Below are 18,466 nucleotides of genomic sequence, written 5' to 3' on the forward strand. Positions count from 1 at the left end.
GGTCACCGGGCCGGCGTCGGCGTCAGAAACTCGCCGTCGGCACGCTCATGCCCTGCTCGACCTGCGCCGGGCCGGAAGCCGATGGACGCACGTCGATGTCGAAGATCGCGGTGGGCAGGTACACGGTGGAGCACGAGTTCGGGATGTCGACCACGCCCGAGAGCCTGCCCTCGATCGGCGCCGAGCCCAGGATCATGTACGCCTGGATCGCGCTGTAGCCGAACTTCTGCAGGTAGTCGATGGCGTGCAGGCAGGCCCGCTGGTACGACAGGTGCGAGTCGAGGTAGTGCTGCACCCCGTCGAGCGTGACCGAGGTGCCGGAGAACGCGAGCCACTGGCTGTACTGCGGGTCGACGTTGCCCGGCATGAAGATCGCGTTCTCGGAGACGCCGTAGGTCTCCATCCCGCCCTTGATCAGGTCGACGTGCAGGTCCATGAACCCGCCCATCTCGATGGCGCCGCAGAACGTGATCTCGCCGTCGCCCTGCGAGAAGTGCAGGTCGCCCATCGAGAGTTTCGCGCCGTCGACGAACACCGGGTAGAACACCCGGGTTCCCTTGGTGAAGTTCTTGATGTCCTGGTTCCCGCCGTTCTCCCGCGGCGGCGCGGTGCGTGCGGCCTCGGCCGCGACCCGGTCGAACTCGGCGCCGGTGAGGCTGCCGAGGATCGCGGAATCCGGCAGCGGCGGCAGCGCCAGCGGTGGCACCCGGTTCGGGTCGGTGTCGATCAGTGCCTGTTCGCGCGCGTTCCACTTGGCGAGCAGCGCACCGGACGGAGCCGTGCCCATCAGCCCGGGGTGCACGATGCCGGTGTAGGAGACGCCCGGAACGTGCCGTGAGGTGGCGACCCCGCCCATGAAGTCCCAGACCACCTTGTAGGCGTCGGGGAACCACTCCGTGAGGAAACCGCCGCCGTTCTTGGTGGCGAAGACCCCGGTGTAGCCCCAGCCCTGGCCGGCGAGCGGTCCCGAGTCCTCCTGCGGAATCGGGCCGACGTCGAGGATGTCGACGACGAGGAGGTCACCCGGCTGGGCGCCCTCGACCGCGATCGGCCCGCTGAGCACGTGCACGCCGGGCAGCGGTGCGTTCAGCACGTCTTCGGCGGAATCGTCGTTGTGGATCGCGCCGTCGAACCATTCGCGGCAGTGGACGCGGAACGAATCCCCCGGCTTGACCTGAACCTGGGCGGGAATGTCCCCGTGCCACCGGTTGTGGCCGACAATTTCTTGTTCGGTGAATTTCTTCGTGGAATCGAGTGAAAAAACAACTTGCGGCATGGCATCTCCCGACGGCTTGGTAGGCGACCGTATTTGTGCGTGCTGAGCACCTCCGCGACGCGGAGCGTGGCGGCTCCGCAGAGCACCCGGGCATCAGCCGCAGTTCTTCTTCGCCGGCCCAGCGAGCGGGCCATTGCCCGGCAGGGCGCAGGCTGGGCCGCGTTCGCCTAAGGTCTCGGCAGACGTCGCAGCGCGGGGTTCGGTGTCGGCACCGGCCCGCGCGACCGGCCGCGAGCGGGCGGCACCGCGGACACCACGGCCGGCTCGTCGCGAGTTTTCTCCGTGTGGTCGATGGCCGTGACCAGCTCACGCCGTGCCAGCGAAAGCATCGGCGCACAGTAGTTCCGGGCTGCTTCGCCGCCGCAGACCGGACACGACGATCTCGGCGCGGCCGTCCCCATCGGCAGGCGCACCTCGAAGACGCCGTCCCGTGCGCATCGATATTGGTACGTCGCCATCGCAGCCTCCCAACTGCTTGCTCTCTCTTCGCCGCGGAATTGATCAAATCGCTCCGCCGAAAAGAAAATCAGAGCAGTGAACGACGTTACCAGCCTGATGATTCGCGCACAATCAAGCGATACGCCGGAATGAATTTGTGCGCAGAGATACCCCTCGTCCACTTGCGGTGACCGGTCCGGTGGCCACCCGGCGCGGTGAAACGACGAACGGCCCGCCTCCCCGAAAGGAAGCGGGCCGCTCTTCGTGAAGAGATCTCTACTCGCCGCCGCGAGCCATCCGCAGCACGTCGAGCGCCTCGTCCAGCTGCGCCTCGGTGAGCTTGCCGTCCTTGACGAAGCCGCGTTCGATCACGACCTCGCGGATGGTCTTGAGCTCCTTGAGCGCCTGCTTCGCCACGGCCGCGGCCGCTTCGTAGCCGATGTACTTGTTCAGCGGCGTCACGATGGACGGCGAACCCTCGGCGTACTGCCGGGTCCGCTCGACGTTGGCGGTGACGCCGTTGAAGACCTTGTCCGCCAGCAGACGCGAGACGGCGGCCAGCAGGCGGGCCGACTCGAGGACGTTGCGGGCGATGACGGGCAGGTTCACGTTGAGCTGGAAGTTGCCCGCCGCGCCGGCGAAGGCGACGGCGGCGTCGTTGCCGACGACCTGCGCCACGACCTGCAGCGTCGCCTCCGGGATGACCGGGTTGACCTTGCCCGGCATGATCGAGGAGCCCGGCTGGAGGTCCGGCAGGGCCAGCTCGGCGAGCCCGGTGCGCGGGCCGGAACCGAGCCAGCGCAGGTCGTTCGCGATCTTGTTGAGGGACACGGCGATCGTGCGCAGGTGGCCGGATGTCTCGACCACGCTGTCCTGCGTCGCCTGCGCCTCGAAGTGGTTGCGGGCCTCCGTGAGTGGCAGGCCGGTGAGCGCGGCCAGCTCGGCGGACACGGCCGCGCCGAAGCCGTCGGGAGCGTTGAGGCCGGAGCCGACGGCGGTGCCGCCGATGGGCAGCTCGCCCAGGCGCGGCAGGCCGGACTGCAGGCGCTCGATGCCGAAGCGGATCTGTGCGGCCCACGCGCCGGCTTCCTGGCCGAGCGTGATCGGCACGGCGTCCATCAGGTGCGTGCGGCCGGACTTCACGACGCCGGCCCACTCCTGCGCGCGCGTCTCGATCGCGCCGGCGAGGTGCTCGAGGGCCGGGATGACGTCGGTGAGCACGGCTTCTGTGGCGGCCACGTGGATGGTCGTCGGGAAGGTGTCGTTGGACGACTGCGAGGCGTTGACGTGGTCGTTCGGGTGCACGTCGCGGCCGAGGGCGCGCGTGGCGAGCGTCGCGATGACCTCGTTGGCGTTCATGTTCGACGACGTGCCCGAGCCGGTCTGGAAGACGTCGATCGGGAACTGGTCGTCGTACTTGCCCTCGGCGACGCCGTCGGCGGCCGCGGCGATGGCCTCCGCGACGTCGGCGTCCAGCACGCCCAGCTTCTGGTTCACGCGCGCGGCGGCGGCCTTCAACAGGCCCAGCGCACGGATCTGAGCGCGCTCGAGACCGCGGCCGGAGACGGGGAAGTTCTCCACGGCACGCTGCGTCTGCGCGCGGTAGAGCGCGTCGACCGGGACGCGGACCTCACCCATCGTGTCGTGTTCGATCCGGTATTCCTGTTCTGCCATACCCCCGATTCTGGCCCTGATTCGTGACAACGGCGTGGTGGCGTCGCCCACGCCGAACCGGTATTTCACCCGTGAGATCGGACTAGGATCGGGTGTGTTCTCGATCACCGCCAACCACCACTGGCTGGAGCGAGCTGTATGGACTACGACCTCGTGATCATCGGCGCCGGGCCCACCGGGCTGTTCGCCGCCTACTACGCGGGATTCCGCGGCCTTTCCATGGCCGTGGTCGATTCCCTGCCCGAACCGGGCGGCCAGATCACCGCGATGTACCCCGAGAAGATGATCTACGACGTGGGCGGCTTCGCGGCCGTCCGCGGGCGTGACCTGGTGCAGGGCCTCGTCGACCAGGCGGCGCCGTGGAACCCGGCGTACCTGCTGGGCCGCAAGGCCGAGAAGCTGGAAACGGTGGGAGACCGCATCGAGCTGACCCTCGACGGCGGCGACGTGCTGAGTGCCGGAGCCGTCCTGATCACGGCCGGGATCGGCGAGTTCACGCCCCGCCCGTTGCCCGCGGGCGACGGCTGGCTGGGCCGCGGGATGGTGCACTTCGTGCCGTCGCTGCAGGTCCACGCCGGCCAGCACGTGGTCGTGGTCGGCGGCGGCGACTCGGCGTTCGACTGGTGCCTGGCGCTGCACCCGGTGGCGGCGAGCGTGACGCTGGTGCACCGGCGCGGGAAGTTCCGCGCGGCCGAGTCGATCGTGCGGCAGGTGCGGGAGCTGGGCGTGCCGCTGGTCACCGACGCCGAGGTGACGCGGTTCGTCGAGTCGCCTTCGGGCGAGCTGGAGCGCGTCGAGGTGTCGGTGAAGGGCGGCGAGGACCTGACGCTGCCGGCCAACGCCGTGGTCGCCGCGCTGGGGTTCACGGCCGATCTGGGGCCGATCGAGAGCTGGGGCCTGGAGATCGACCACCGCGCCATCACGGTCGACTCGACGATGGCGACGGCCCGCCCGCGCGTGTACGCGGCCGGGGACGTGGCCCACTACCCGGGCAAGGTGAAGCTCATCGCCACCGGCTTCGGCGAAGCGGCGACAGCCGTGAACAACATCGCGGTGGCGCTCGACCCGGACGCCCACCTGTTCCCGGGCCACTCCAGCAACGCCGAGTGATCCAGCCGGTCCGGTGAATCAGGCGGTCAGGTGGTTCAGCCGGTCTTCGACGAGAGCCACGGTTCGTACGCGACCACCGACGTGTAGATCGACGGGGCCGTCGCGCACGTCGGGGAACCGTTGCCGGGGCGGCTGGTCACGCCGATGAGCGTCCAGCGGTCGCCGTCGCGGGTCAGCTCGGGGCCGCCGGAGTCGCCGTAGCAGGAACCGGCCTTGCCGGACGGGTTGTCGGTGCAGAGCTCGGCCGTGCCGTCGAACGACGACGTGCAGTTGGCGCCCTCGACGAGGTGCGTGTCGAGCTGCTGCAGCGTCGGCACGGGATCGCCGCAACCGGGTGTGGCACAGGTCTGGCCCCAGCCCAGCACCCGGGCCGGAGTGCCCGGCGCGGCGGCGGCGCCGACGGCGATCGGCGCCGTCTTCGCGGGCGCGGCGAGGCGGACGAGCGCGATGTCACCCGTCTGCGTGGCGGCGTTGAAGTGCGGGTTGAGCACGATCTCGGCCGGCTGGGCCGTTTCGCCGCCGGAGTCGCTTTCGTTGGTGCCCAAGCGGAACGTGAGCGTCGCCGGGTCCTTTCCGGACACGCAGTGGGCGGCGGTGACCACCCACGCGGGCGCGATCAGCGAGCCGGCGCAGAAGAGCGTGCCCGATTCGGTGTGCATGGACACCGCGAACGGGTAGGGCTCGTCGGCGCCGGTCCCGCCGACGATGGCCGGTCCGGCGGCCGCGCTGCCGGCGGTGAGTGCGGTTCCCGCGACGAACGTGAGCAGCAGCGCGAACAACCGCTTGGGCACCGGGCGAACTCCTTGGGGTCAGGGCAGGGGCGGGACGACGTCTTCGTCCTCGCGCACGTCGAGGTTGCCGTCGAAGTTCACGGACGAGTAGGCCCGCAGCTTCTCCAGCCGGTGGTAACCGTCGATCATTCTGACGGTGCCGGACTTGGACCGCATCACGATCGACTGCGTGGTGGCGCCGCCGGCGCGGTAGTGCACGCCGCGCAGCAGGTCGCCGTCGGTGACGCCGGTGGCGCAGAAGAAGATGTTGTCGCCGCGCACGAGGTCGTCGTTGGTGAGCACGCGGTCGAGGTCGTGGCCGGCGGCCAGGGCCTTCTCGCGCTCGAGCTCGTCCTTCGGCCACAGCCGGCCCTGCAGCTCACCGCCGAGGCACTTCATCGCGCACGCGGCGATGATGCCTTCCGGGGTGCCGCCGATGCCGATCAACATGTCGACACCGGTCGTCGGACGGGCCGCGGCGATGGCTCCGGCGACGTCGCCGTCGGAGATGAAGCGGATGCGCGCGCCGGCCTCGCGGATCTCCTTGATGATCTGCTCGTGGCGCGGCCGGTCGAGCACGCACACGGTCACGTCGCCGACGCTGGAGTTCTTGGCCTTCGCCACGCGGCGGATGTTTTCCGCGATCGGCGCGGCGAGGTCCACCTTGCCCGCGGCGTCCGGCCCGACGGCCAGCTTCTCCATGTAGAACACGGCCGACGGGTCGAACATCGCCCCGCGCTCGGCGACGGCCAGCACAGCCAGCGCGTTGGGCATGCCCTTGGCCATCAGGGTGGTGCCGTCGACGGGGTCGACCGCGACGTCGCAGTCGGGGCCGTCGCCGTTGCCCACCTCCTCGCCGTTGAACAGCATGGGCGCTTCGTCCTTCTCGCCCTCGCCGATCACGACCACGCCGCGCATCGAGACGGTGGAGACGAGCTGGCGCATCGCGTCGACGGCGGCTCCGTCGCCCCCGATCTTGTCGCCGCGGCCGACCCAGCGGCCGGCGGCCATCGCCGCGGCCTCGGTCACGCGGACGAGCTCCATGGCGAGGTTGCGGTCGGGTGCTTCGCGACGTGGGTCACTGGCGGTGCTCATGCGGGCCTCCCGGATCGCGGAATTCGGCGGGAGAACAGTGTCTCAGATGATCGCGTCACCTGAACGATTCAGTCGCGCATGGTGCACATCACTGTGCGTCGTCGGAATTCTCCACGGACGCCAACGCCGCCTCGATCCGCTCGCGCGCGCCCTCCAGGTGACGCTCGCAAACTTTGGCGAGCTCCTCGCCCTTTTCCCACAACGCCAGCGACTGCTCCAGGGACAGGCCGCCGGCTTCGAGCTCCCTGACCACCTCGACCAGCCGGTCGCGCGCCTGCTCGTAACCGAGTCCGGCGGTTTCGCTGCCTGCTTCGCTCACGCTCGACGCTCTCCGATGTTCCGATGCACGGGCTGTTCGGGCACAGTACCGCGCTGGTGATGGTCGGCGCTGGACCGCTGGGCCGGCTGGGCAAGGCCTCCCGCCTGCGTGAGGTGAGACGCCCGTCGAGGCGGTTGTGCGCGGACCTTGGGGCGGACCGATTCTCCTGCGTCACCACGGCGGCGTCAGCGAGAGGCGATCAGGCTCCCTTGGCGCGCACCGTCGGTACCGTTCGGTCGCGTCTCGGCCGGTCGCGCTGAGCTTGGCTACCGAGTGGTGCGTCCGCGCTGCCACGGGCCGGCCGCGCCCGGGGCTGTCACGACCGGTGATCGACGCGGTGCCGTCCGCCCGTTCGCGGGGGCGGTGGGGCCGGCGGTGGGTTGCGGGACTGCTCGCGGCAGACGAGGGCGCTGGCCATGGCGTTGTCGTAGCCGACGAAGGCGAGGGCGAACTCCTGGCCGTCACCTTCGGCGATCGCGTCCTCGAGGGTTTCCTGGGCGCTCGCGACGCGGCGGCGGTGGTCGGCGCCCTCGGCGAACCACCAGCGGGTGCCGACGTGGACGGACGTGGCCTCGGACAGGCGGCGCAGCTGGGGGCCGAGCTGGCGGCGGGCGGCGGTGCCGCAGCCGGCGAGCAGGGCCGTCCAGCATTCGCTGGCGGCGCTGTCGGTGACGCGCGCCTGGTGGAGCAGGGCGCGGGCGTCGAGGCGGGCGGCGGCGTCGACGGTGAGCGGGAGGAACGCCGGCGCCCTGGTGGTCACGGCCCGTCTCCTTCCGTCTCGCGCGTTTCCGCGACGGCGTGGATCGCCCCGTCGGCGATCCGCACGCGCAGGCGTGCACCGTCCTCGATCTGGGAGACGGAGCGCAGCACCTGGAGGTTGCCTGCGTCGTCGGTGAATTGCACGACGGCGTAGCCGCGGGCCATCGTCGCGGCCGGGCCGAGGGCGGTCAGCCGGCCGCGCGCGCCGGCGATTTCGGCCTGGTCCTTGGCGAGCAGGCCGAGCATGGCGCGCCGGCCGCGTTCGCGGTGCATCTCGACGTCGTCGAGGCGGCGCTGGACCGGGCCCAGCGGGTCGGCGAGCGACGGGCGGCTGCGCAGCTGGGTGAGCAGCCGGGTCTGCGTGTCGACCCAGCCGTGCAGCGCGCGGCGGCCGCGGTCGCGCATCTGGCGGACGCGGGCGGTCTCCTCGCGCACGTCGGGCACGATGCGCTTGCTCGCGTCCGTCGGCGTGGAGCAGCGCAGGTCGGCGACGTGGTCGAGCAACGGCGTGTCCGGCTCGTGCCCGATGGCGCTCACCACCGGCGTGCCCGCGGACGCGACGGCCCGGCACAGCGCCTCGTCGGAGAACGGCAGCAGGTCCTCCACGCTGCCGCCGCCGCGGGCGATCACGATCACGTCCACCTCCGGGTCTTTGTCCAGTGTGGACAGAGCACGGAGGATCTGCGGCACGGCCTGCGGGCCCTGCACGGCGGTGTTCACGACCTTGAACAGCACGTGCGGCCAGCGGGCCTGCGCGTTGACGAGCACGTCTCGCTCCGCCGCCGAAGCGCGGCCGGTGATGAGGCCGATGCCTTGGGGCAGAAAGGGAATCGGGCGTTTGCGCTCGCCCGAGAACAGGCCTTCGGCCGCCAGCAGCTTGCGCAGCCGTTCGATGCGCGCGAGCAGCTCGCCGATGCCGACGGCGCGGATCTCGTCGGCGCGCAGGCTGAGCGTGCCGCGGCCGAAGAAGAACGACGGCTTCGCGTGCACCACCACGCGGTCGCCTTCGCGCAGCGGCGTCGCGAGCTCGCGCACCAGCCACATCGGCGCGGTCACGGACATCGAGACGTCGGCCGACGGGTCGCGCAGCGTCAGGAACGCCGTCTGCGTGCCGGGGCGCGCGTTGATCTGCGTGACCTGGCCCTCCACCCACACGGCGCCGAGGCGGTGGATCCAGTCGCCGATCTTGCGCGCGACGGTGCGGACCGGCCAGGGGTTCTCGGCGCTGGTCGAGGGGTCGCTGCTCACTGGCCTTCCGCGTCGTCGCCCTGCTGGCCCGCCTCTTCTTCCGCCTTGCGCGCGTTGCCGATGCGCCGCGCGAGCATGCCGACGAACGACGCGCGGTCGGCGTTGGCCTTCTCGTAGTCGAGGATCTCCTCGAGCTGCGGCACGGTCAGGCGACGCAGGCGGGCGCGCAGCTGGGGCAGCGTGAGGTCGTCGTAGCCGGCCAGGCCCGCGGGGCCACCGGTGCTGTCGTTCTCGCCGTCGGCGTGGTCCTCGGCCAGGGCGCGTTCTTCCTGCGTCCACGGGTCGTCGGCTTCGTCCGTGAGCCCGGGCAGGTTCGGGCGGTGGCCGTTGGCCTGCGGCTCGGGCAGGTCGTCGACGGGCACCAGCGTGGGACGCGTCGGCAGGTCGGGCTCGACGTCCTCGTCGAACGTCGCCCAGCTCGGCGTGTCCTCGACCGGGCGGAGGCCGGACAGCGCGTCGTCGCCCTTGATCGCCAGCTCGGTGACGTGTTGCTGGACACGCATGGACAGCTGGAGGACCTGGCTGACGACAGTCACGGGCAGGCCGGTGATCTGCTTCGGGAGCTCACGAACCCGCTCGGCGGTGGTGACGGCGAGGCCCGCGGCGACCCGGAGGGGGAGCGGGAGTGGCTTCATGCCGTCTAGCGTGCCGTATGTGGGCCATCCTGCCCAACCGAACGGGTGGGTTGGGGCACAGGACGTGACTCCCGGCACAGCCCGGATGGCCGCCGACGTCATCCGAAAGAGGACTTCGAAGCCGGTACGGCACAGCCCGTACCCTGGGGGCATGACTTCTGCGAGTCCCGGAACCGAGCCCGCCGGTACCCCGACGATCTCCCAGTCCGGCGCCGCCAAACGCGTGTTGCTCGCGAAGCCGCGCGGCTACTGCGCCGGCGTGGATCGCGCGGTGATCGCCGTGGAGAAGGCGCTGGAGCTCTACGGCGCGCCGGTGTACGTGCGCAAGGAGATCGTCCACAACCGCCACGTGGTCGACACCCTGCGCGAACGCGGCGCGATCTTCGTGGACGAGACGTCGGAGGTGCCCGAGGGCGCCCTCGTCGTGTTCTCGGCCCACGGTGTTTCGCCGGCCGTGCACGCCGAGGCGGCCGACCGCAACCTCCGCACCATCGACGCGACCTGCCCGCTCGTGACGAAGGTGCACAAAGAGGTCAACCGCTTCGCCAAGGACGACTACGACATCCTGCTGATCGGCCACGAAGGCCACGAAGAGGTCGAGGGCACCGCGGGCGAGGCGCCCGACAAGGTGCAGCTCGTGGACAAGGCCGAGGACGTCGACAAGGTCGACGTGCGCGACCCGTCCAAGGTGATCTGGCTCTCCCAGACCACCCTTTCGGTCGACGAGACGATGGAACGCGTCGACCAGCTCCGCGAACGCTTCCCCGGCCTGGCCGACCCGCCCAGCGACGACATCTGCTACGCCACCACCAACCGCCAGGTGGCCGTGAAGGCCATGGCGCCGGAGTGCGACCTGGTCCTGGTGGTGGGCTCGACGAACTCCTCGAACTCCAAGCGCCTCGTCGAGGTCGCCCTGAAGGCCGGCGCGCGTGCGTCGTACCTGATCGACTTCGCCTCAGAGGTCGACGAGTCCTGGCTTTCGGGCGTGTCGACGGTCGGGGTGACTTCGGGTGCCTCGGTGCCGGACGTGCTGGTGATGGACCTGCTGACCTGGCTGGCCGAGCGCGGCTACGGCCAGGTCGACGAGGTGACGACGGCGAACGAGAAGGTTGCGTTCGCGTTGCCGAAGGAGCTCCGGAAGGCCGCCAAGTCGGAGTCCTGACGAGGGCTTGGCTTTTTGAGGCCGCGGCGGTCGCCGGTTTTCCGGCGGGCGCCGCGGCTTTTTCGTGTGCTGCGCCTCGGATTTCGGGCGGGCGACGAGTTACTGCTGGGCTGCGGGTTGCGTGGAGCTGATGCTCTGCCGAGCCTGTTTCTCGCGATGAGTTCGGATTGCGACCGCTGCCGGCCTTGGCGTTCGATGCCAGGCGCCGGCGGGGGTCGGCCGATGCGGGCCGACGTTGTGAATCCCCGTGGTGGTGGCAGTGCCGGGCGCTTCACGGTGGTTCTTGCGATTGCTGCTGCCTGAGGTCCTCTGGTTGAGCTCCTAGGAGTACATGCGCTGGCTTCCCGGAACGGCCGCGATCGGGCGTTGAGCGCGGCTTCAGATTGCGTGCAGCCGGCCTTAGGTGTTGCCGCCCGAACCCGGAGCCCTCGGGGTGAGCCGGCGAAATACTCGCGTCGGTTCGCGGGGTTGGCGGTGCGGTCCTGGGTGTCGAGTGCGGCTTTCGGGTTGTCGAAGCCCTCAAGCCGGTTTGTTCTCGCCCCTGCGTTCTTGGAGTGGCTGCCAGTTGTGGGCGTCCGGCGGGCAGGGCGCGCGGCAGGGACTTCGCCACAGGTGGCGGATGTGCGAAGGCCGCCGATCCGGGGTGGATCGGCGGCCTTCGTGGTGGGCCGGGCCGGGTGGGCCGGCCGTCAACGTTGTCCGGTCAGGATTCGTCGTCCCAGGGGCGGGGGCGGCGCGGGGGTTCGCGGCGCGGCGGGCGCGGGCGGCCGGGTGGTGGTTCGTCGGCGCGGGGGCGGCGGCGGGGTGGGGGCGCGTCGCCGCGGGGGTCGCGGCGGCGGGGGTCGCCTTCGGGTGGGCGGGGGCGGCGGCCGTCCGGCGGGGGCTTGCGCGCGCCGCGGGGGGCGGGGTCGCCGGGTTCGCGGCGCGGGCGGGCGCCGGGGTCCGCAGGCGGCCGGGGGCGGCGCGGGGGTGGGCTGTCGAGGTCGCGGTCGCGGGGCGGGCGGCGCGCGCCGGCGGGCGGCGGGGCCTGACCGGCGCCGGCGGGACGACCCGAGCCCGGCGGGCGCGTGCGCGGGCGAGCGGGCGGCTCGTCGCCGTCTTCGCGGTCGCGCGGCGGTTTGCCGTTCTTGAGCTTCACGGCGGCGTCGGGGTCGCGTTCGCGGAAGATGCGGAAGAACCCGAACAGCAGCGTGACGCCGGTGGTGATCGCCATCGTCGGGAAGCCGTTGATCAGCGGCGTGCCGATGTTGAGCAGCTTCGACAGGGTGTCGCTGCCCGAGCCGGACCCGCCGGTCACCAGCACCACGCCGGGCACCGTGACGGCCAGCACCAGCGGCGGCTGCACCATCGGTCCGAACAGAGCGCGTCTCTGCACCGCGCCCACCGCGAACACAGCGCCCAGGAAGTAGCCGGCCTTGAACACGAAGTCGAGGCTGCCCTTGGTCTTCTCGTCGATGATGGCGCCCAGCACGGCCAGGCCGAAGCCCACGAGGACAGCCGCCCACCAAGGCAGGCCGCGCCTCTCGCCGACGACGAGACGCTCGTCCCAGGGCACGGTGGCGTCTTCGGCATCAGGATCGCTCTGGCGATCGCGTATCGCGGTCACGAGGCAACACCGTAGCCGTTACTTGTCACGATCTTGCTGCCACTGCCGAAGACCGCCCTGACCAGCCACCCGGCAGCGTGACGTGAGTTGCCGGCAGCTGGAACACGTGGTGTCCCGCGGCCCGTCTCGCCGCGTACCGCGCCCTGTCCGTGGTCTGGTCACCTGACCTGCGGATACAGCCCACTGGTCTGGTCCGACCGGCCGTCCCGTCGTCGCTCGGACGCCAGCCGCCCCGTCGCGCACCGGCCGCGGCGGTCGGCTACGCGGAACGTTCCCGCTACCCGGAAACCTCACAGCGACTGAACCAAACCCCGGGCAGCGCAAATGCCCCATCGACCCCGAACCGGCCACGGTCGGAACGCACCGTGACGAGCCGTGCCGCCTCAGCTGCCGCGATCACGAGCCACGCCGGGCAAGGCTGCCGCCGTCTCGCGCTGCCTCCGGTGCGGCGCGCCGTCCGCACGTCCGGCACCGGCGCCGAGCTACCGGCCACGCCTGGCTGGCGCGCTACGGGTTGCCGCGGTTCAGCTACCGGGGCCGCAGACCACCAGCCACGCGCACTGGACGCTGTGCACCGAGCATCCCGCGCAGAGTGCCGAGCAGGAGCCGTGCCGTCCAAGCGCCTGCCGCGGGCCGTACGATCCCTGCCGCCAGCTGCCCTGGCGATCAGCTGTGACCGAAAGCGTGACACCGCACTGTCCGCCGCGTCCGTCCGGACGCCGCCTCACGGGCGCGATCATCGAGGCAGGCCTCCACCCGCCAGAGGCCGTCCGGCGAAGGGCCGCCGCGAAGAAGCCGTCTTCAGCTAGCTGCCAACTCGTCCCCCTTCCGTACCTCCGGCACCTGCGACGGGCTGCCCGACGCGTCCGTCAGGGGTGCCACCGTCGCGCGGAAGCTCTCCAGCGCCTCCAGTTCGCGCCGTCGCGCGGAGAGGAACCGCTGCAGGTGCGTACTCGTGAGGTTGAGCGCCTCGACCGCGTTGCCCGCCGAACGGTGTGCCGCCGCGGCCCCGGCTCGGACCTGCTCGACGTCCTCCACCAGCGCCCGGTCGCTCGCGGCGAACAAGGCCGCCGACGCCAGCACCCCGAACCCCGTCGGTCCACACAGGAACACCCGGCGGTCGATCAGCCAGCGCAGCAGCTCCGGGTCGGTGTCGAGCGCGGCGACCACGGCCGCGTCGGACGGGACGAACATGATCGTGCCGTAGATCGCGTCGGCCCAGCGCTGGTAACCCTTGCCGGCGAGCTCGGCCGCGCGGGACCGGATCTGTCGCACGTGGGCGCGCAACGCGTCGAGCCGTTCCTCGGGATCGTCGGTCTCCACGGCCTCGGCCCAGATCGCCATACTGGCCTTCGCATCGACAGGCACGGTGCGGCCGCCGCCCACGCGCAGCACCATGTCCGGCTTCACACTGCCGCCGCCGGCCAGGTCGGTCTGCAGCGTGAAATGCAGTTCTTCGCGCAACCCCAACGCGCGCGCGGTCTCGACCAGCACCTGCTCACCGAGCTCACCGCGGCCGCTGATCGACGCGAACGCCACCTCGTACCGCCGCAACGCCAGCTGCTGCTGGTCGTTCTTCGCGCGCTCGGCCGCCACGAGCCGCGCCGCCGCGTCGGCCCGGCGCATGCCGTCGCCGTAGAGCCGCCACAGCAGCGCGACCGCGACGCACAGGAGCAGCGCGAGCACGACGGCCGCGGTCGTGATCACCGTCTCCACCCGAGTCTCCTTTCCTCGCCCGATCAAGCCCTGCTCGATCAAGCCCTGCTCGATCAAGCCCTGCTCGATCAAGCCCTGCCCGATCAACCGGACCAGTCGGAACGGCCGGTACCGATCGACGCCGACATCATGGCGGACCGCACCGACAAAAACCGGCAAGCGCGGTCGCGCTGCGTAGCTGACCAGCGCGTTCACCGGTTCGGCCGTCGGCGTGTCCACCAGGGCCCTGATAGGGTTCGTACACACGTTCGAGTGGCTCTCCGGCGAGTCTCCGCGGTTTCGTCGTGATCGCCTCTTACCGTGGTTGCCGTGAGACTCCTCCACACCTCCGACTGGCACGTCGGCCGCACGTTCCACGGCGCCGACCTGCTCGCCGAGCAGGAGGCCGTCCTCACCCACCTCGCCGAGCTCGTCACGAGCGAGCACGTCGACGTTGTGGTGGTGGCAGGCGACATCTACGACCGCGCGGTCCCTTCGGCCGAAGCGGTCCGAGTCGCGACCAAGGCCATGAGCCGCATCCGCCAGGCCGGCGCGCAGCTCGTGATCACACCCGGCAACCACGACTCCGCGGCGCGGCTGGGCGCCTTCGCGGACTTCGCGGCTGCCGGCGGTCTGCACCTGCGCGCCACGATCGCGGGCCTCGCCGAACCCGTGCTGCTGAACGACGAACACGGCGACGTCGCGATCTACGGCATCCCGTACCTCGAACCCGAGCCGTCGCGCCACGCGCTGGGTGTGCCCGAAGCGCGCGGCCACACCGGCGTGCTCACCGAAGCCATGCGCCGCGTGCGCGAAGACCTTGGCACGCGGCCGAAAACGCGCTCGGTCGTGCTGGCTCACGCCTTCGTGACGGGCGGCGCGAGCAGTGAATCCGAACGCACCATCGCCGTCGGCGGCGTCGAACAGGTCCCGGGCGACGTGTTCGACGGCGTCGACTACGTCGCGCTCGGCCACCTCCACGGCCCGCAGGCGCTCGCCGAGCACCTCCGCTACTCCGGTAGCCCGCTGGCCTACTCGTTTTCCGAAGCGCGCCAACGGAAATCGGTCTGGCTCGTCGACCTCGACGCGGCCGGGCTCGCCAACGTCCGCCGCCACGAACTGCCCGTGCCGCGCCCGCTCGCGACGTTGCGCGGCGAGCTGCAGGAGCTGCTCGACGCACCGGAACACGAGGAATGGCGCGACCACTTCCTCTCGGTCACGGTCACCGACCGCGTGCGCCCGGTCGACGCGATGCGCCGCCTGCGCGAGCGGTTCCCGTACGCGGTGCACCTCGACTGGGAGCCCGAGGGCGGGCTGGCAGGCGCGCAGCTGAAGTACGCCGACGCCGTCCGCGGCCGCACCGACATCGAGATCGCCCGCAGCTTCCTCGACGACTGCCGCGGCGCGCTCCCCACGGAAACCGAGGAACGGCTGGTGTTTCTCGCGCTCGAAGCGGCCAACCGGGCGGCGGTGGCGAAACTGTGAGGCTGCACCTGCTGGAGGTCGAGGCGTTCGGTCCGTACGCGGGCCGCGAGGTGGTCGATTTCGACGCACTCGGCGCCGACGGCCTCTTCCTTCTGCACGGCGACACCGGCGCCGGCAAGACCACGCTGCTCGACGCCATCGCGTTCGCGCTGTTCGGCGTGGTCCCGGGCGCGCGCGGTGACGTGAAGCGGCTGCGGTGCGACGTCGCCGCACCCGAACAGCTCACCGAGGTCGTGCTGGAGCTGACGGTGCAACGCCAGCGGCTGCGCATTGTGCGCAGCCCCGAGTACCAGCGCGCCAAGAAACGCGGCGACGGATTCACCACGCAGCAGGCGAAGGTGTCGCTGACCTGGGTCGGCGAGCCGCCGGCCGGGCTGCCGCCCGACGGGATCATCCGGATCGACGAGGTCGCGCGCACCGTCGAGCGGCTGCTGGGGATGACGGCGGCGCAGTTTTTCCAGGTCGTGTTGTTGCCGCAGGGCGAGTTCGCGAAATTCCTGCGCTCCGACACCACCGAGCGCGAGAAGCTGCTGGAGCGGCTCTTCGGCACCGAGCGGTTCTCCGACGTCGAGCGCTGGTTCGCCGATCTGCGCGCCGAACGCGGGCGGGCACTCGAAAAGCGTCAACAGGAGCTGCGGGAGCTCGTCGCGCGCTACGCCCAGGAAGCGCAGCAGGAGCCGCCCGAAGAAGATCAGGCGGAATGGGTCGACGCCGTGCTCGCGGAAGTCGCCGCACGCGCCGAAGCGGCGGAAACCGAAGCGGCACAGGCACGTTCGGCCGCGACCAAGGCCGAGACCACACTGCGGGAAGCCGAGGAAGACGCCGACCGCATCCGCCGCGTCCGCACCGCGCACACACGGCTCGCGCAGATCGCCGAGACCGCGGGCGAACGCGCGGAATGGACCGAGGAGATCGCGGCCGCGCGGCGGGCGTCGGCCGTGGTGCCCGAGGTCGAGCTGCTGGAGCGGCGGACTTCGGAGCTGGGCGACGCGCAGCTCGCCGAGGCCGACCACACGCGGGCCTTGGGGGAGCTGGGTTTCGACTCCGTCGGCCTCGCGTCGGCGGACCTGCGTGAGCGCGCCGGATCGTTGCGCGAGGAGGCGGGCGCGCTGGCCGAGCTGGTCGCGGAGGCCGAGCAGCAGCGTGTGGACACCGAGCGGCGCGACGAGCGGAAGGCCGCGGCCGGCGCGGCGGCCGAGCGCGTCACCGAGTTGCAGACGCGGCTCGCGGAGGTGCCCGAGCGGCTCACGGCGGTGCGAGGTGAGGCGGCGTCGGCGGCTGAAGCGGCGGCGAAGCTGGACGGTGCGAAGGCGCGCGTCGACGAATTGACGGTTGTTTCTCGCGCGGCCGCGGAGCTGCCGGAGGCCGTCGCGAAGGTCGGGCGCGGCGAGGCGAAGCTGCGCGAGGTCGTGGACGCACATCAGGCGGCTCGTCAGCATCGGCTGGACCTGCGGGAACGTCGGCTGGAAGGGATGGCCGCCGAGCTGGCCGCGAGCCTCGCCGAGGGTGCGCCGTGTCCGGTGTGCGGCTCGGCGGAGCACCCGGCGCCCGCGCGGCACGGGGCCGAGCTCGTGGATCCCGCCGAGGAACGGGCCGCGGAAGAGGCGGAGCAGAAGGCCGGCGCCTTGCGGCAGCGCGTGGTGTCCGCGTTGGAGGAGGCGAAGGCGCGGCTGGACGCGTTGCGCGAGCGGCTGGGCGAGTGGACGGCCGAGTCCGTGGCGGCGGAGCTGGCGGAGGCTCGGGCCGGCGTGGGGGCGCTGTCCGAGCAGGCCGCGCGAAAGGACCGGCTCGCTCGGCAGGTCGTCACGCTGGAGCAGGAAGCCGACCAGCTGGCGGAGCAACGGCGGCGGGCCGACCAGGCCGTCACGGAGGCGCAAGCCGAGGTCCGGGCGCTGGAGGAACGGCTGGCCGAACGCTCGAAGCGGCTGCTCGAAGGGCGCGGTGAGTTCCCGGACGTCACGGCGCGCCGGCGGCATCTGCTCACGTTGGCGGGCGCGTTGGATTCCGTCGCGGAGGCGCGTACGGCAGTGGGTGGTGCGGAGTCCCGGCTCGCCGAGCAGCACGGTCTGGTCGAGATCTCCTTGCACGCCAAGGGTTTCGCCACGCTGGAGGAGATGCGTGGCGCGGTCCGGTCCGACGAGCAGGTCACCAAACTCGAGCAAGGCCTCGCCGAAGCCGAGGCGACGGCCGCGGGGGCGCGGGAGCTGCTGGCGCAGCCCGAGCTGTTCGGGATCTCGCCCGACGACGTCGTGGAAGTCGCGCCGCTGGTCGAGGTGGCGAAGGCCGCGCGCGAACGGGCGGATACGGCGTTCGCGGCGTTGAAGTTCGTGTCGGCGCAGCACGGTGAGCTGAAGAAACTGGCCGCGCGGATGGGCAAGGCACTTGCGGAGTTCGCACCCGTCGAGGCCGAGTACAACGAGCTGCGCGCACTGTCCGAAGTGGTCAACGGCCGCGGCCAGAACTCACGCAAGATGTCGCTGCGGTCGTACGTGCTCGCCGCCCGGCTGGAGGAAGTCGCGCTCGCGGCCACCGCCCGCCTGCGCACCATGAGCCAGGGCCGCTACTCCTTCGTGCACTCCGACGCGGCCGGCGCGCGCGGCACCCGCGGCGGCCTCGGCCTCGACGTGCTCGACGACTACTCCGGCGCCATCCGCCCCGCCAAGACCCTGTCCGGCGGTGAGTCCTTCCTCGCGTCGCTCTCCCTGGCGCTCGGCCTGGCCGACGTCGTCGCCGGCGAAACCGGCGGCGCGCTGCTCGACACCCTGTTCGTCGACGAGGGTTTCGGCACCCTCGACGCCGAAACCCTCGACGTCGTCATGAACATCCTCGACGAACTCCGCGCCGGCGGCCGCGTCGTCGGTTTGGTCTCCCACGTCGAAGAACTCCGCCAACGCATCCCGACCCGCCTCCGCGTGCACAAATCCCGCACCGGCTCGCGAATCGAACTCCGCACGGCGTAGCTCAGCGCGAGTCGCGGGCCACCCCACGGCGCGGGGTCGTGGGGGCCGGGGAGAAACGCGGCATGCCTGCGTGAGCCGCCGCCTGAACGGCCAACGGCCGACGTCAGCGCCGGCGGGAGAACTGATGTCGCCGCCCGGTTGAGCCGCGAGGCGCGGGGAAGCCCGCCGGAGCGACGGGCCCCCTCAGACAGCCTCGTTCGTGAGCGGCTGGCAGTCGGTGTTAGCCGCGGCGGG

The 18,466-nt window shown here is 71.4% G+C and carries 15 protein-coding genes; 4 read left to right on the forward strand and 11 right to left on the reverse strand.

Going from position 1 to position 18,466, the window contains the following annotated elements; all coding sequences use genetic code 11:
• Positions 1 to 22: 22 nt before the first annotated feature.
• The 3 genes from fmdA to ACFY1H_RS36655 all read right to left on the reverse strand — a co-directional run bounded on the left by fmdA (position 23) and on the right by ACFY1H_RS36655 (position 3,388).
• Entirely contained in the window at positions 23 to 1,276 is a 1,254-nt protein-coding gene (gene fmdA, locus ACFY1H_RS36645; RefSeq protein WP_366579842.1) for a formamidase, read from the reverse strand.
• 167 nt (positions 1,277 to 1,443) lie between these two features.
• A complete protein-coding gene (locus tag ACFY1H_RS36650; RefSeq protein ID WP_386954298.1) occupies positions 1,444 to 1,734 on the reverse strand; it encodes an FmdB family zinc ribbon protein in 291 nt (96 codons plus the stop codon).
• A gap of 256 nt (positions 1,735 to 1,990) precedes the next feature.
• Positions 1,991 to 3,388: a class II fumarate hydratase gene (locus ACFY1H_RS36655; RefSeq protein WP_366579840.1), complete on the reverse strand. Its 1,398-nt coding sequence runs from the start codon at positions 3,386 to 3,388 to the stop codon at positions 1,991 to 1,993.
• Positions 3,389 to 3,526: 138 nt separating this feature from the next.
• Between ACFY1H_RS36655 and ACFY1H_RS36660 the strand changes: the two genes are divergently transcribed.
• A complete protein-coding gene (locus ACFY1H_RS36660) occupies positions 3,527 to 4,498 on the forward strand; it encodes an NAD(P)/FAD-dependent oxidoreductase (RefSeq protein WP_366579838.1) in 972 nt (323 codons plus the stop codon).
• Positions 4,499 to 4,533: 35 nt separating this feature from the next.
• On the opposite strand, the gene ACFY1H_RS36665 is transcribed toward ACFY1H_RS36660, so the two are convergent.
• From ACFY1H_RS36665 to ACFY1H_RS36690, 6 genes are all read right to left on the reverse strand, one after another.
• The gene (locus ACFY1H_RS36665; RefSeq protein WP_366579836.1) at positions 4,534 to 5,289 is read right to left on the reverse strand and encodes a serine protease; all 756 of its coding nucleotides are present in this window, start codon (positions 5,287 to 5,289) and stop codon (positions 4,534 to 4,536) included.
• A gap of 18 nt (positions 5,290 to 5,307) precedes the next feature.
• Positions 5,308 to 6,363 carry a class II fructose-bisphosphatase gene (glpX, locus tag ACFY1H_RS36670; protein ID WP_364050444.1) on the reverse strand — a complete coding sequence of 352 codons (1,056 nt, stop codon included), beginning with the start codon at positions 6,361 to 6,363 and terminating at the stop codon, positions 5,308 to 5,310.
• 88 nt (positions 6,364 to 6,451) lie between these two features.
• Positions 6,452 to 6,682, reverse strand: a complete 231-nt coding sequence (locus tag ACFY1H_RS36675; protein WP_220244087.1) for an exodeoxyribonuclease VII small subunit — start codon at positions 6,680 to 6,682, stop codon at positions 6,452 to 6,454.
• A gap of 316 nt (positions 6,683 to 6,998) precedes the next feature.
• Positions 6,999 to 7,442, reverse strand: coding sequence for a hypothetical protein (locus tag ACFY1H_RS36680; RefSeq protein ID WP_366579834.1), 444 nt, complete (start codon positions 7,440 to 7,442; stop codon positions 6,999 to 7,001).
• Positions 7,439 to 8,689 (reverse strand): exodeoxyribonuclease VII large subunit, encoded by a 1,251-nt coding sequence (gene xseA, locus ACFY1H_RS36685; protein ID WP_386954204.1) that lies wholly within the window; start codon positions 8,687 to 8,689, stop codon positions 7,439 to 7,441. Before xseA ends, ACFY1H_RS36680 begins: the two co-directional genes overlap by 4 nt.
• Positions 8,686 to 9,324 (reverse strand): lipid droplet-associated protein, encoded by a 639-nt coding sequence (locus ACFY1H_RS36690; protein ID WP_366579830.1) that lies wholly within the window; start codon positions 9,322 to 9,324, stop codon positions 8,686 to 8,688. Before ACFY1H_RS36690 ends, xseA begins: the two co-directional genes overlap by 4 nt.
• 151 nt (positions 9,325 to 9,475) lie before the next feature.
• Between ACFY1H_RS36690 and ACFY1H_RS36695 the strand changes: the two genes are divergently transcribed.
• Positions 9,476 to 10,486, forward strand: a complete 1,011-nt coding sequence (locus ACFY1H_RS36695; protein ID WP_386954207.1) for a 4-hydroxy-3-methylbut-2-enyl diphosphate reductase — start codon at positions 9,476 to 9,478, stop codon at positions 10,484 to 10,486.
• A gap of 703 nt (positions 10,487 to 11,189) precedes the next feature.
• Here ACFY1H_RS36695 and ACFY1H_RS36700 read toward each other — a convergent pair.
• Positions 11,190 to 12,092, reverse strand: a complete 903-nt coding sequence (locus ACFY1H_RS36700) for a DUF6542 domain-containing protein (RefSeq protein WP_386954210.1) — start codon at positions 12,090 to 12,092, stop codon at positions 11,190 to 11,192.
• Positions 12,093 to 12,893: 801 nt separating this feature from the next.
• Positions 12,894 to 13,808, reverse strand: coding sequence for a DNA recombination protein RmuC (rmuC, locus tag ACFY1H_RS36705; RefSeq protein ID WP_386954301.1), 915 nt, complete (start codon positions 13,806 to 13,808; stop codon positions 12,894 to 12,896).
• 309 nt (positions 13,809 to 14,117) lie between these two features.
• Between rmuC and ACFY1H_RS36710 the strand changes: the two genes are divergently transcribed.
• A complete protein-coding gene (locus ACFY1H_RS36710; protein ID WP_386954213.1) occupies positions 14,118 to 15,272 on the forward strand; it encodes an exonuclease SbcCD subunit D in 1,155 nt (384 codons plus the stop codon).
• Positions 15,269 to 18,232, forward strand: coding sequence for an SMC family ATPase (locus tag ACFY1H_RS36715; protein ID WP_366579823.1), 2,964 nt, complete (start codon positions 15,269 to 15,271; stop codon positions 18,230 to 18,232). Before ACFY1H_RS36710 ends, ACFY1H_RS36715 begins: the two co-directional genes overlap by 4 nt.
• Positions 18,233 to 18,466 lie beyond the last annotated feature (234 nt).

Source organism: Amycolatopsis sp. NPDC001319 (genome assembly GCF_042896185.1).
Taxonomy (GTDB): domain Bacteria; phylum Actinomycetota; class Actinomycetes; order Mycobacteriales; family Pseudonocardiaceae; genus Amycolatopsis.